Origin of the sequence: Tomitella gaofuii (genome assembly GCF_014126825.1) — a bacterium.
In the GTDB taxonomy this organism is placed as follows: domain Bacteria; phylum Actinomycetota; class Actinomycetes; order Mycobacteriales; family Mycobacteriaceae; genus Tomitella; species Tomitella gaofuii.
The window spans coordinates 707,876-721,294 of record NZ_CP059900.1; the positions used below are offsets into that span (position 1 = coordinate 707,876).

Consider the following 13,419-nt stretch of genomic DNA (forward strand, 5'->3'; position numbering starts at 1 on the left):
AAAGTCCTCCGGGGCGCCACGCCCGTGGCGCTCCGGAGGGCGGCTATTGCATGTCCCACTGTCGACTCGAGAACGGATCTGATGCGTAGCGCACGACGGAACCGGACCGGCACGTACCTGAAGGCGACAAAATGAACAGTGAACAACGATCGGCCCCCGCCGGCGGGGCGGCCTTGAGCCGCCGCGGATTCCTCGGTGCGGGCCTCGGAATGGGGACCGCCCTCATCCTCGCCGCATGCGGGAGCTCCGCCACCGCGGGCTCCTTCGATATGAGCGGCACCCCGACGCCCGGCGGCAGGCTCCGCGTGGGACTCACCGGCGGCGGTGCGACGGACACGCTCGACGCGCACTTGTCCGTGAACACCACGGACATCGCACGCGTCGTCAACCTGTACGACACGCTTCTCGAGCTCGACCACGAATACGGCCTGCGGCCCGGACTGGCGACGAAGGCGGAGGTGACGCCCGACGGGCGCGTGTGGACCGTCCACCTGCGCGACGACGTGGTGTTCCACGACGGCAGGCCGATGACGGGCCGCGACGTCAAGGCGACGTTCCTGCGGATCACCGACCCGGACGACCCGAAGAACGGGGCCGTGGACCTGCAGCCTCTGCGGGAGATCGAGGTCGTCGGCGAGCACCTCGTGCGCTTCCACCTCGACACGCCGGTGTCGTACTTCGACCGGCTGCTCGCCGCGTACACCTCCGGGATCGTGCCCGTCGATTACGACCCGCAACGTCCCGTGGGCACCGGGCCGTTCCGGTACAAGTCGTTCACTGCGAGCCAGCAGAGCACGTTCGCGCGCAACGAGCACTACTGGCACGACGACCAGCCCTACCTGGACGAGCTGACGATCCTCAACTTCAACGACGACGACGCCCTGATCAACGCGCTGTTGTCGAACCAGGTGGACGCCATCGGCCAGATCCCGCCGGCGCTCGTCGAGGTGCTCGAATCCGACCCGCGCATCGACATCCTCAACTCGGAGACCGGGTCGTGGACGCCGTTCACCATGCGGGTGGATCAGGCTCCGTTCGACGACAACCGGGTGCGCGAGGCATTCCGGCTGGCCGTCGACAGGGAGCAGATGGTCCGCCAGGTCTACAGCGGGCACGGGCGGGTCGGCAACGACATGTACGCGCCGTTCGACAGCGCGTACTCGAAGAACCTGCCCCAGCGCACCCAGGACCTCGACAAGGCCCGGCGTCTGCTGGCCGAGGCCGGGCACCCCGACGGGATCACCGTCGAACTGGTCACCTCCAACATCCAAGCGGGCGCGGTCGAGGCGGCGCAGGTGTTCGCGCAGCAGGCCAAGGGCGCCGGAATCACCGTCGACATCCGGCGCGTGGAGCCGACGACCTTCTTCGGTGACGATTACCTCAAGTGGACCTTCGCGCAGGACTTCTACTACACGCGCGACTTCCTTCCGCAGGCGATGACCTGCAGCCTGCCGAAGTCGGCCTTCAACGAGACCCACATGGACAACCCCGAGCTGACGCGCCTGGTCAAGCAGGCCACCGCGACGGTCGATGAGGGTCCGCGCACCGAGCTGATCCGGCGGGCCCAGAAGATCCTCTACGACGAGGGCGGGTACATCATCTGGGGCTTCGCCAACCAGATCGACGCCTACCAGCGGTATGTGGGCGGACTGGTGCCCGACCGCACCGGGCTCGCGTTGTCCGGCTTCCGGTTCCGTCAAGTGTGGATGAGGGAGGCGCAGTGATGGCACGTTTCATCGCCAAGCGCCTCGCGATCAGCGTCGTCATCCTGTTCCTGGTCAGCGTGCTCGTGTTCATCGCGACGCTGCTCCTGCCCGGCGACCCGGCGCAGGCGATCCTGGGGCAGCAGGCGACGCCGGAACGGCTGGCGGCGCTGCGCGAACAGCTGAACCTCAACGACCCTGTGGTGCAACGGTATCTGGAGTGGCTCGGCGGCATCTTCACCGGCGACTTCGGCACGTCCACGGCCACGGGCGCGTCGGTCGGCGCCTACCTGGGGCCGAAGATCGTCAACTCGCTGGTGCTCATGCTGATCGCCGCGGTCGTCAGCATCCCCGTCGGCATCCTCATCGGAAGCTACAGCGCGATCCGCCGCGGCAAGGCCGCCGACAACGCCACCACGTACGCGACGCTCGTCGTGGCCGCGCTGCCGGACTTCGTCATCGGCATCGTCCTGATCGCCGTGTTGTCGACCAACGTGTTCGACGTGCTGCCGGCGGTGACGATGAACCCTCCGGGCACCCATGTGTGGGACTTCCCGCCGCAGCTGGTGATGCCGATCCTCACGCTCGTGATCGTGGTGCTGCCGTACATCGTCCGGATGATGCGGGCGACGATGGTCGAAGCCCTCGACGGCGGCTTCGTCGAGATGGCCCGGCTCAAGGGCGTTCCGGAAAGGCAGGTCATCACCCGGCACGCCATGCCGCATGCGCTCGGCCCGGTCGCCCAGGTGATCGCCTTCCAGCTGGCGTGGCTCGCCGGCGGCATCGTGGTCGTCGAGTATCTCTTCCGCTACCCGGGGATCGGCGCCGCGCTGGTGGACGCCGTGCACAACCGCGACATCCAGGTGGTGCAGACCATCGCGCTGCTCATCGCCGCGGTGTACATCGTGGTGAACCTGCTGGCCGACGTCGTCGGCATCGTGACCAACCCGAAACTGCGGACGGAGCCGGCGAAATGAGTGCACAACCGGACGGCGTCATCAGCCAGGAGGCGCAGGCGTCCGCGCCCGCGAGCCTGTGGCGGCGGTTCATCGCGCAGCGGCAGGCGAAGATCGGCGTCGTGATCACCGGCATCGTCGTGGCGGTCGCCGTCTTCGGGCCGCTGCTGCTGCCGTGGGCCACGGGGTACACGAGCACGGAGTTCGCGGCCAAACCGTTCCAGGGCGACGGGGTGTTCGGCACGGACAACCTGGGCCGCGACGTGCTGAGCAGGTTCCTCGACGGCGGACTGCGCCTGCTCGTCTACGCCGCGCTCGCCACCGTCCTGGGCCTGGCGCTCGGCACGGTGCTCGGCATGGTCGCCGCCTACACCCGCGGCTGGGTGGACAGCGTCATCATGCGCGGCAACGACATCCTGCTGGCCCTGCCGCAGCTCGTGTTCGCGTTGCTGGCGATCACCGTGCTGGGGCCCCAGGGGTGGGTCCTCGTCGTCGTCATCGGCATCACCCACGCGCCGAGCGTCGCCCGCGTCGCCCGGTCCGCGACTCTGTCGGTGATCACTGAGGACTACATCACCGCCGCGGAGATGTACAACGTTCCGCGGTGGCGGATCCTCGCGCGCGAGGTGCTGCCGAACATCACCGGCCCGCTCATGGTGGAACTGGGCCTGCGGATGACCTATTCGATCGCCTACATCGCCTCGCTGTCGTTCCTGGGGCTCGGGCTCCAGCCGCCCGCCGCCGGCTGGGGCTTGATGATCAACGAGAACCGCATCGCACTGGCGGTGCAGCCGTGGGGCGTGCTGCTGCCGATCATCGCCATCGCCCTGCTGACCGTCGGCACGAACCTCGTCACGGACGCATTCGCGCGCGCCACGGCGAACCTGCACGTGGAGGACCAACAGTGAACAACCAGACGACCACCGCGGGGCCTGTCGCCCTGCGCGCCCGGGACCTGAGGGTGGCGGCCACCGCCGGCGGCAAGGAAGTGCTGCACGGCGTCTCCTTCGACCTGCACGCCGGCGCGATGCTGGCACTGGTGGGCCAGTCCGGATCCGGCAAGACGACGGCGGGTCTGGCCTGCCTCGGCCACTTCCGGCGCGGCCTGCGGCACACCGGCGGCGGCGTGGACCTGTACCAGGACGGGGAGCCCCTCGACGTGCTGGACCTGCCCGAACCGGAGCGCCGCAAGCTCCGCGGCGGCCGCATCTCCTACGTGCCCCAGGATCCCGCGCTCTCGCTGAACCCGGCCATGCGGGTGGGCGACCAGATCCTCGAGGTGCTGCGGGTCCACGGCTTCGGCGGGTCCGACGCCGAGCGCAAGGCCCGCGTGGCCGAGGTGCTGCCGGAGGTGGGGCTGCCCGGGGACCCCGGGTATCAGCGCCGGTACCCGCACCAACTGTCCGGGGGCCAGCAGCAGCGCATCGGCATCGCCATGGCGTTCGCGTGCAGGCCGTCGGTGATGGTGCTGGACGAGCCGACGACGGGACTCGACGTCACCACCCAGGCGCTCGTGCTCGAGACCATCCACGAGCTGACCCGCCGTCACGACGTGGCGGGCCTGTACATCACCCACGACCTGGCGGTGGTCGCCGAAGTGGCCGACGCGGTGGCCGTCATGCTCACCGGCGACATCGTCGAACGCGGCGGGTGCTCGGAAGTGCTGTACCGCCCCCGGCACGAGTACACGCGGCGGCTGCTGCGGGCGGTGCCGGACCTGGAGGGGGAGCGCCGGATCGGGCACACCGAGGCCATCACCGGGGAACACCTCGCCGCGCCGGCGCCGGTCCGGGGGCGCTCCGCGCGCGTCATGACCGGACCGGATGCGGCGGAGACTCCGGCGGCGTCGGAGGCCCTGCTGCGGACCAGGGATCTGCGGCTCTCCTACGGCAAGGCCCGGATTCTCGACGGCATCGACATCGCGCTGGGCGCCGGCGAATCCATGATGCTGCTGGGCGAATCCGGATCGGGCAAGACGACCCTTTCCCGCTGCATCGCCGGCCTCAACAGCCGGTACCGCGGCGACGTCGTGCTCTCCGGCGGCGCTCTCGCCCGCGGCACCCGGCAGCGCACCGCGGAGGAGCGGCGCAGCATCCAGTACGTGTTCCAGAGCCCGTTCTCGTCGCTGAACCCCCGGCGCACCATCGGCGAGTCCATCGAGGTGCCGTTGCGGATGACGGGCGGCACCACCGGGCGGCAACGCCGGGAGATGGTCCAGGAGGCGCTCGACCAGGTGGAGCTGGGCCGCAGCTTCATCGACCGCCGCCCGGGCGATCTCAGCGGCGGCGAACGCCAGCGGGCCGCCATCGCCCGGGCCCTCGTCAACGCCCCGAGCGTGCTGGTGTGCGACGAGGTGACGTCCGCGCTGGACGTGTCCGTGCAGGCGGCGATCATCGACCTGCTGCGGACGTTGCAGTGGGAGACCGGCATGGCCATGCTGTTCGTCACGCACAACATCGCGCTGGCGCGCCACATCGCCCAGCGCCTGGCCGTGCTGCAGAGCGGCAGGATCGTCGAGAACGGCCCCGTGGACGAGGTGCTGGACGATCCGCAGCACCACTACACCCGCGAACTCATCGCCCACATCCCGCGCATGTGAGCGGAAGCCCCGAGGAGAGGCAACGATGACGCACGACACTTCCACGCACCCTGCTGCGACCCCCCGCGGCATCGACGACGTGCCCGGCCACGTGCGCGAGCGCCTCACCCCGCAGATGCGCCGGGTGGTGATCCACCAGCTGGCGCGGGCGGCCGCGGTGGCGGGCGGAGGCGACGTCCCCGCGGACCCGGTCGCGGCCATGCGCGCCGAATACCGCGATGAGCGGAGGTTCTGGAACGAAGGCGGGCCGAGGATGGCGGCGACCGACGAGCTGCGGATCCGCGCTGCGGGCACGGACGTGCCGATCCGCATCCACCGCCCGACCTCCGCCGCGGAAACACCGGCGGTCGTGTACTTCCACGGCGGCGGGTTCACCGTGGGGGATCTCGACACGCACGACCGCATCATGCGGGTTCTCGCCGACAGGAGCGGCGCGGCCGTGGTCGGCGTGGAATACTCGCTGTCGCCGGAGGTCCGGTTCCCCCAGGCGCTGCACGAGTGCGCGGGCGTGGTCGCCGAGCTGGCGGTGCACGGCCGACGGCACGGGATCGACCCGACCAGGCTGGCGGTGGCGGGCGATTCCGCGGGGGCGATGCTGTCGATGGCGACGGCGCTGCTGCTGCGTGACCGCCCTGCGGCCCTGCCCGGCATCGACCTGCACGCGGCGGCCGCCGCCAGCGGGGCGCTGCGGGCGATGCTGCTCTACTACGGCGGGCACGGATTGCGCGACTCCGCCACGAGCAGGCAGTACGGCGGCTTCTGGGACGGCATGGCACCGCAGGATCTGCAGGGCTTCCAGAGCACCGTCTTCGACGACCCCGCCGACCGCGAAGGGCCCCTCGTCGACCACATCTCGGCGGATCTGGACACGCCGCTGCCGCCCGCCTACGTCGTGGGCGCGGAGCTCGACCCGCTCGCCGACGATGCGCGGGCGCTCGCTGCGGCGCTCCGGCGGGGAGGCCAGGACGTGCGGTTCCGCATGGTGCCCGGCGTGCTGCACTCGTTCCTGCACTTCGGCCGGATGCTCGACGAGGCGAACGAGGAACTCGCCTGCGGCGCGGAGTTCGTGCGGGCGCGCTTCCTGGCCGCCTGACCAGGCTTGGCGCTCGAGTACGACAGAAAAATGCCGGGACACCGTCTGAGCGGTGTCCCGGCATCTTCATTGCGTCGGGGTGGCGGGATTCGAACCCACGACCTCTTCGTCCCGAACGAAGCGCGCTACCAAGCTGCGCCACACCCCGTGGCGGACCGACAGTGCACGCGGAAAATCCTCCCCGGGCACTCCCGAACAAGCCTCGCTGAGTCTAGCGCACACCTGCCCCGGAGTGCGAAACGGCCTCCCCGTCGGCCGCCGCGCGGCTGTCGACCTGCACGGGGACGAGTGTGAGCAGGGTGGCCTCCGGTCGGCAGAAGAAGCGGGCGGGGGCGTACGGCGAGGTGCCCAGTCCGGCCGAAACGTGCAACCGCATGTGTTCGCCCCATTGCGACGGTCCTTTGACCCGTGAGCGGTCGATGCCGCAGTTTGTCACCAGCGCGCCGTACGCGGGGAGGCACAGTTGGCCGCCGTGGGTGTGCCCGCACAGGGCGAGGTCGTAGCCGTCGGAGGCGAAGTGGTCCAGCACCCGTGGTTCGGGGGAGTGGCTCAGGGCCAGGCGCAGGTCGGCGGAGGTATCGGCCTTGCCCTCGATCGTGTCGTAACGGTCGCGCTGCAGATGCGGATCGTCCACGCCGGCGACGCTGATCGTGTTGCCCCCGGCGGTGATCTCCTGCGTGCGGTGGGTGGCGTCGATCCATCCCCGTTCGATGAACGCGGCGCGCAGGTCCTGCCATGGCAGCGGGGGGCCGGGGACGCGCCGGTGATCGCGGTCGAAGTACTTGAGCGGGTTCTTCGCGACCGGGCCGAAGTAGTCGTTGCTGCCGAAGACGAACGCGCCGGGGCGGTCCAGGAGGCCGCCGAGCGCCTGCACCACGGCGGGTACCGCGCGGGGGTGCGCAAGGTTGTCGCCGGTGTTGACCACGAGATCCGGCTCGAGCGCGTCGAGTTCGCGCACCCATGCCTGCTTGAGCTGCTGCCGGGGCAGCATGTGCAGGTCGCTGAGGTGCAGCACGCGGATGCTCGGCGAGCCCGGGGCGAGCACCTCGAGGGTGGCGGAGCGCAGCGCGAACGCGTTGCGCTCGATCAGCGTGGCGTAGCCGAGCGACGCCGCGCCCGCGGCGACCACCGCTCCGAGCGCCTTCCAGGCGGGGCCGCCGGGGACCCGCGGGCCGCTCGCGGGGCGAGGTGTCCAGTGCGTTCCAGAAGTTGTGCCCACGTCTGCCACGATACGGCAGGCGCCCACCGTCCGAACGGCTGTGCACAGGGCACGGGTGCAGGAAGCCAGGGTGCGCGGGCCGGGGTGCGCGTCCGGGGCGCGTACCGTTTCACGCTATGGGAGAACTCAAGGATCAGATCCGCGGCGACCTCACCGCCTCGATGAAGGCCAAGGATCCGCTGCGTACCGGGACGCTGAGGATGGTGCTGTCCGCGGTGCAGGCGGAGGAGGTCGCGGGCAAGGAGGCGCGCACCCTCACCGACGACGAGGTGCTCAAGGTCATCGCCAAGGAGTCGAAGAAGCGCCTGGAGGCCGCGCAGGTGTTCGACGATGCCGGCCGGGCGGAACTGGCGCGCAAGGAGCGGGCCGAGGAGGAGATCCTCGCCGCGTACCTGCCGCGGCAGCTGGACGACGACGAACTGGGCCGGGTGGTCGACGAGGCCGTCGCGGAGGTGCGCGAGCAACTGGGCGCGGAGCCGGGGATGCGTCAGATGGGGCAGATCATGAAGGCGGCGACGGCCCGCGCCGCGGGACGCGCGGACGGATCCAGGCTGTCGAGTGTGGTGAAATCCCGCCTGGCGGGCTGATCGGCGCCCGACCGGGGATCAGTCCGCGTCGTCGCCCCGGTCGGCACCGCCGTTGTCTCCTCTGTCGTTGCTCCGGTCCTCGGATCGTGGGGTCGGCCGGTCTCCACGGTCGCCGCCGTTGTCGTCGGCGGGCTTACGGCTGCCGTCGCTGATGCTGATGGTGATCGTGGAGCCGGGGACGGCGGAGCCGACGGGGCTCACGGACACCACGTTGCCCTTCTGCTTGTCGGACGGCACCGTCACGGACTTGACCTGGAAACCCGCACCGCGCAGGCGGGCGGTGGCGCCGGCCTCCGTGCGGCCGACGACGTCCGGCACGACCGCGGAGGCGTTGCCCTTGACGTACTGGGGGTCCGGCTGCGGCAGCACCGGCGGCGGGTAGTCGCCGAGGATGCGCCCCACCGCCTGATACCAGGCCAGCGCCGGTTCGGTGCCGCCGTACACGTTGCCCTCGGCGCACGAGCGCAGCGGCGAGGTGCAGATGGGTCCGGGGTTGGTGCCGTCGTTGTACACGTAGGAGAAGCCGGCGATGGACTGGGTGAACGCCAGGAAGGCCGACGAACGGTAGGTCTCCGTGGTGCCGGTCTTCGCGGACACCGGCGCTGTCCACCCGGCCGCCGCCGCGGAGCCCGCGGACGTGCCGCCGGGCAGATGGTCCTCGCCCAGGCCGACGGCCAGGGTGTTCGCGAGGCCCGGGTCGATGACCTGCTTGCACGCCTCCTGCGTGACCGGGACCGGTTTGCCGTCGCGGTCGAACACGGCCTCGATGGGGGTGGGTGGGCACCAGACTCCGCCGGACGCGAGCGTGGCGGCCACGTTGGCCATCTCAAGCGGGTCCACCGGCGTGGGTCCCAAGGTGAACGACCCGCGGTTCTCGTCCTTGATGATCTGCGCCAGGCTGCGGTCGTCCACCCCGGACGTGCCGGGCTTGGTGTAAGAGCGCAGGCCCAGGCGCACGGCCATGTCCACGGTGGGGTCCACGCCGACGTCCTTGAGCATCTTGACGAAGGCGGTGTTCGGGGAGGTGGCCAGCGCCTGCGTCAGCGACATGCTCGGGGGGTAGTCGCCCACGTTGCGCACGCAGTACGAGTCCGAGGGGCAGCCGGCGGCACCACCATGACCCATCCCCTGGGCGATGAAGAGCGGGGGGACCTGCACAGTCGTGTCCAGGCCCAGGCCCTTCTCCATCGCCACCGCAGTCGTGAAGATCTTGAAAGTGGAGCCCGCGCCGTCGCCGACCATGGTGAACGGCTGCGGCTGCACCGTCTCGTGCGCGGCCGCGTCGAGCCCGTAGGTGCGGCTGCTGGCCATGGCGACCACCTTGTGGGCGTCCTTGCCGGGCTCGATCAGGTTCATGACCTCCGCGATGCCTTCGAGGTCGGGCGACGCGGTGTCGGTGAGTGCGCGCTTGACCGAGTCCTGGATCTCCGGCCGCAGCGTGGTGCGGATCAGGTAGCCGCCGCGCTTGAGCTGCTCGTCGGTGAAGCCGGCGTTGTTGAGGTAGTTGAGCACGTAGTCGCAGAAGAACCCGCGGTCGCCGGCGGCGATGCATCCGCGGGGGAGCGTGTTGGGCTCCGGCAGGATCCCCAGCGGCTGCTCTTTGGCCTCGGCGGCCTGCTGCGGGGTGATCGCCTCGGTGGACGCCATCGCGTCGAGCACCTCGTTGCGCCGCTTCGTGGTCTCGTCCGGATTGATGTACGGGTTGAGCCGGGACGGCGACTGCACCATGCCGGCCAGCATCGCCGACTGCGTCAGATTGAGGTCCTTGGCATCCACCCCGAAGTACGTGCGGGCGGCGTCCTGCACCCCGTAGCTGCCGTTGCCGTACGGAACCAGGTTGAGGTAGCGGGTGAGGATCTCGTCCTTGGAAAGCTGCTTGTCCAGCGTCAGCGCCATCCGGGCTTCGCGGAGTTTGCGCGAGATGGTCGTCTCGGTGGCCTCGCGGCGCTGAGCATCGGTCTGCGCCGCCACGAACACCAGGTAGTTCTTCACGTACTGCTGGTCGATGGTGGAGGCGCCTTGCTGCACCTCGCCGCTGCTGGTGTTGGTGAGCAGCGCGCGCAGCGTTCCCTGCCAGTCGACGCCCTTGTGCGTGGCGAACCGGCGGTCCTCGATCGAGACCTGGGCCAGCTTCATGTAGTTCGAGATCTGGTCGCTGGGCACCTCGAACCGGCGCTGGTCGTAGAGCCAGGCGATGGGGTTCCCCGCTGCGTCGACGATGGTCGTCACCGCCGGTGCATCCCCCTCGAGCACCTGCGACGACGACGAGTCGACGGCGTCGCTGGCCTTGTTGACGACGACCCCTACGCCCCCGAATACGGGGAACAGGACGCCCGCCAGCACGACGCCTGCGAGCACGCAGATGCCGAGCAACTTCGCGATTGTCTTCCCGGACGGCACGCACCACAGAGTACGCAGGGTGCCGCCCGTGCCGTGTACGCGGCGCGCGCACCGGCGTCGTCCATGCGACCGCCGGAGCCGCCGCGGGAGCCGGAATCGCAGCGGCGGCGGCCGTTTACCTGGTGGACGGGGGTTGCAGACCGGTGTTCAGTCGCCTAAGTTAACAATTACTGTGATGCAGTTAACAAACTGAGGTTTTGCACGCGAAGGGGGCAGGTCATATGCGCACTTCAGCCCATATGTCGGAATCCGCAAGCGTACGGAAGAGCACGGGCGGCGAGGACGCGGCCCGTGCGCGCGCCAGGACCACCGGGCACGGTGCCTCGGTGCCGAAGCTCCGCAAGACCGGGATCCCGCCGTTGTCGGTGGATTCCAGCGAGGCACGGATGGCGTGGACGTCGCAGGCACTGTGCCGCAACATCGACCCCGACGAGCTGTTCGTCCGGGGCGCGGCACAGCGCAAGGCCGCCACGATCTGCCGGCACTGCCCCGTCATGCTCGAATGCGCGGCGGACGCGCTCGACAACCGGGTGGAGTTCGGCGTGTGGGGCGGTATGACGGAACGCCAGCGCAGGGCGTTGCTTAAGGAGCACCCCAACGTGACGTCCTGGGCCACCTTCTTCGAAGCCGCCCGGCGACGCCGTTCGGTCGGCTGACCGCGCGACGGCCGCCGCCGCGCGGTCAGGAGCCGTCGGCGACGAGCTGGTCGCCGACGGCGCGCAGCGCGTCGAGGCTGGAGACCTCGAACGGCAGCGACGGCACACCGACGACGGGTACGCGCGGGTGCGCACCGGTGAAGCGGCCGAGCAGCCGCACCTCGCGCTTCGCCGTCGCACCCCGCTCGGCGTGGATGCGCAGCACCGCGCCGGCCACCGGCGGAAGGGACGGTTGCCGTGGTTCGCCCTCCGGGGCTCCGCGCTCCTCATCGAGTCGGTCGGCTGCGGCCAGCGCCTTCTCCACCGGCAGCGGGGACAGCATCGGGTGCGTGCGATTGAGCACCAGCCCGGCCAGCGGCATGTTCTCGTCGGTGAGGCGCTCGACGAAGAACGACGCCTCCCGCAGCGCGTCGGGCTCCGCGGCGGAGACCACGAGGAACGCCGTGCCGGGCCTGCGCAGGAGCTGGTAGGTGCGGTTGGCGCGTTCACGGAAGCCGCCGAACATCTCCTCGAACGACTGCACGAACAGCGAGGCGTCGGCGAGCATCGAGCTGCCCACCACCGTCGACACCGCGCGCATCGCCATGCCGACGGCGCCGCTGACGATCTTGCGGATCCCGCGGCCCGGGGCCATGAACATGCGGATCATGCGGCCGTCCAGAAACGCACCCAGCCGTTGCGGGGCGTCGAGGAAGTCGAGCGCGTTGCGCGACGGCGGGGTGTCCACCACGATGAGGTCCCACGCGTCCTCGGCGACGAGCTGCCCCAGCTTCTCCATCGCCATGTACTCCTGCGTACCGGCGAAGGACGAGGCGACGGTCTGATAGAAGGGGTTCGCCAGTATCTCCCGCGCGCGCTCCGGCGTCGCGTACTGCACCACCATGTCGTCGAAGGTGCGGCGCATGTCCAGCATCATCGCGTGCAGGCCGCCGCCGGAGGCGTTGTCCGGCAGGGGCACAGGCTGCGGCGTGTTGCTCAGGTCGCCCACGCCCAATGCCTGCGCCAGCCGCCGCGCCGGGTCGATGGTCAGTACGACGACGGAGCGGCCGGATTCGGCGGCGCGCAGGGCGAGCGCTGCGGCCGTCGTCGTCTTGCCCACGCCGCCGGCGCCGCAGCACACGACCACGCGGGTGGTGCCGTCGGCGAGCAGTGCCGCAACGTCCACGGTGCCGGTCATCGGACCCCCTGTCCCGCCAGCTGTTCGGCCAATTGGTAGACGCCGCCGAGGTCCATGCCGTCGGGCACCTCGCCCAGCTCGAGCTGCGCCACGTGCAGCCCCGCGAGCTCTCGGGCGCTCTCGCGCTGTGCCCGGCACCGGATGGCGTGCTCGATCGTCTCGGTCAGCAGTCCCGCGAAGTCCTCGTCGGAGACGATGAGATGCACGCGCGCGAAGTCCGCACGGATGGACTCGGCGTCGATGCCGCCCTCCGCGGCCGCGGCGATGGTCTCGTCGTCGAGGAAGGTGGCCTCGGTGCGGTTGACGATCACCGTGCCGGGCTGCAGGTCCAGGCGCTGCAGCTCGGCCATCGCGTCGGCGGTTTCCTGGACCGGAAGCGCCTCGAGGAGCGTCACCAGGTGCACCACCGTCTGCGGTGAGTGCAGCAGATCCACCACGCCCTCCGACTGCGACCGGATGGGGCCGCCCTTGGCGAGGTCGGCCATCGCTTTGGTGACGTCGAGGAAGCTGCCGATGCGGCCGGTGGGCGGCGCGTCGACCACGACCGCGTCGTAGAGGTACCGGCCGTCCTCGGTACGGCAGGCCGCCTCCTTGATCTTGCCGGTGAGCAGGACGTCTCGAAGGCCGGGCGCGAGCGTCGTGGCGAACTCGACGGCGCCGATGCGCTTCATCGCCTTGCCCGCAAAGCCCAGGTTGTAGAACATGTCGAGATATTCGAGGAAGGCGGCCTCGATGTCGATGGCCAGCGCGTGCACCTCGCCGCCACCGTCGGCGACGGCGACCTTCGTCTCCGCGTACGGCAGCGGGGCGGTGTCGAAGATCTGGGCGATCCCCTGGCGCTCCTCGACCTCGATGAGAAGAACCCTGCGTCCCCCCGCGGCGAGGGAAAGGGCCAGCGCGGCGGCCACGGTGGTCTTACCGGTACCGCCCTTGCCGCTGACGAAGTGCAGGCGCGCCTGCGCGGCGGTTTCCGGCCACGTGGATGTCAGTCCCTCCACCGTGGAGCGGGCATGTGTAGTGGGCACCGCC

The 13,419-nt window shown here is 70.3% G+C and carries 11 protein-coding genes and 1 tRNA gene; 7 read left to right on the top strand and 5 right to left on the bottom strand.

Annotated features, from left to right (window positions below):
- Positions 1-131: 131 nt before the first annotated feature.
- Genes H4F70_RS03290 through H4F70_RS03310 form a run of 5 tightly spaced genes read left to right on the top strand, consistent with a single transcriptional unit; the run spans position 132 to position 6,351 of the window.
- Positions 132-1,724: an ABC transporter substrate-binding protein gene (locus tag H4F70_RS03290; protein ID WP_182359024.1), complete on the top strand. Its 1,593-nt coding sequence runs from the start codon at positions 132-134 to the stop codon at positions 1,722-1,724.
- Positions 1,724-2,680 carry an ABC transporter permease gene (locus tag H4F70_RS03295; protein WP_182347339.1) on the top strand — a complete coding sequence of 319 codons (957 nt, stop codon included), beginning with the start codon at positions 1,724-1,726 and terminating at the stop codon, positions 2,678-2,680. The genes H4F70_RS03290 and H4F70_RS03295 overlap by 1 nt, the downstream gene beginning before the upstream one ends.
- Entirely contained in the window at positions 2,677-3,567 is an 891-nt protein-coding gene (locus H4F70_RS03300; protein ID WP_182359025.1) for an ABC transporter permease, read from the top strand. The genes H4F70_RS03295 and H4F70_RS03300 overlap by 4 nt, the downstream gene beginning before the upstream one ends.
- The gene (locus H4F70_RS03305; RefSeq protein WP_182359026.1) at positions 3,564-5,258 is read left to right on the top strand and encodes an ABC transporter ATP-binding protein; all 1,695 of its coding nucleotides are present in this window, start codon (positions 3,564-3,566) and stop codon (positions 5,256-5,258) included. Before H4F70_RS03300 ends, H4F70_RS03305 begins: the two co-directional genes overlap by 4 nt.
- A gap of 25 nt (positions 5,259-5,283) precedes the next feature.
- On the top strand, positions 5,284-6,351 hold the full coding sequence (locus H4F70_RS03310; protein WP_182359027.1) for an alpha/beta hydrolase fold domain-containing protein: 1,068 nt from the start codon (positions 5,284-5,286) through the stop codon (positions 6,349-6,351).
- A gap of 74 nt (positions 6,352-6,425) precedes the next feature.
- On the opposite strand, the gene H4F70_RS03315 is transcribed toward H4F70_RS03310, so the two are convergent.
- Positions 6,426-6,499: transfer RNA gene (locus H4F70_RS03315), tRNA-Pro, on the bottom strand.
- 63 nt (positions 6,500-6,562) lie between these two features.
- Positions 6,563-7,480, bottom strand: a complete 918-nt coding sequence (locus H4F70_RS03320) for a metallophosphoesterase (protein ID WP_235681473.1) — start codon at positions 7,478-7,480, stop codon at positions 6,563-6,565.
- Positions 7,481-7,686: 206 nt separating this feature from the next.
- Between H4F70_RS03320 and H4F70_RS03325 the strand changes: the two genes are divergently transcribed.
- On the top strand, positions 7,687-8,157 hold the full coding sequence (locus H4F70_RS03325; protein ID WP_182359028.1) for a GatB/YqeY domain-containing protein: 471 nt from the start codon (positions 7,687-7,689) through the stop codon (positions 8,155-8,157).
- Between the two features lie 18 nt (positions 8,158-8,175).
- Here the strand turns inward: H4F70_RS03325 and H4F70_RS03330 are convergent, their stop codons facing one another.
- Positions 8,176-10,557, bottom strand: a complete 2,382-nt coding sequence (locus tag H4F70_RS03330) for a penicillin-binding protein (protein ID WP_182359029.1) — start codon at positions 10,555-10,557, stop codon at positions 8,176-8,178.
- A gap of 386 nt (positions 10,558-10,943) precedes the next feature.
- Here H4F70_RS03330 and H4F70_RS03335 point away from each other — a divergent pair, with 386 nt between their 5' ends.
- Positions 10,944-11,213: a WhiB family transcriptional regulator gene (locus H4F70_RS03335; protein ID WP_182360139.1), complete on the top strand. Its 270-nt coding sequence runs from the start codon at positions 10,944-10,946 to the stop codon at positions 11,211-11,213.
- A 25-nt stretch (positions 11,214-11,238) separates the two neighbouring features.
- On the opposite strand, the gene bagB is transcribed toward H4F70_RS03335, so the two are convergent.
- Both bagB and bagA read right to left on the bottom strand, forming a co-directional pair.
- Positions 11,239-12,390, bottom strand: a complete 1,152-nt coding sequence (gene bagB, locus H4F70_RS03340; RefSeq protein WP_182359030.1) for an ArsA family ATPase — start codon at positions 12,388-12,390, stop codon at positions 11,239-11,241.
- The gene (bagA, locus tag H4F70_RS03345) at positions 12,387-13,415 is read right to left on the bottom strand and encodes an ATPase BagA (RefSeq protein ID WP_182359031.1); all 1,029 of its coding nucleotides are present in this window, start codon (positions 13,413-13,415) and stop codon (positions 12,387-12,389) included. Before bagA ends, bagB begins: the two co-directional genes overlap by 4 nt.
- Positions 13,416-13,419: the final 4 nt, after the last annotated feature.

Coding starts and splice junctions, on each gene's coding strand:
- H4F70_RS03290 (WP_182359024.1), top strand. CDS start 132: ATGAACAGTGAACAACGATCGGCCCCCGCCGGCGGGGCGGCCTTGAGC.
- H4F70_RS03295 (WP_182347339.1), top strand. CDS start 1,724: ATGGCACGTTTCATCGCCAAGCGCCTCGCGATCAGCGTCGTCATCCTG.
- H4F70_RS03300 (WP_182359025.1), top strand. CDS start 2,677: ATGAGTGCACAACCGGACGGCGTCATCAGCCAGGAGGCGCAGGCGTCC.
- H4F70_RS03310 (WP_182359027.1), top strand. CDS start 5,284: ATGACGCACGACACTTCCACGCACCCTGCTGCGACCCCCCGCGGCATC.
- H4F70_RS03325 (WP_182359028.1), top strand. CDS start 7,687: ATGGGAGAACTCAAGGATCAGATCCGCGGCGACCTCACCGCCTCGATG.
- H4F70_RS03335 (WP_182360139.1), top strand. CDS start 10,944: ATGGCGTGGACGTCGCAGGCACTGTGCCGCAACATCGACCCCGACGAG.
- bagB (WP_182359030.1), bottom strand. CDS start 12,390: ATGACCGGCACCGTGGACGTTGCGGCACTGCTCGCCGACGGCACCACC.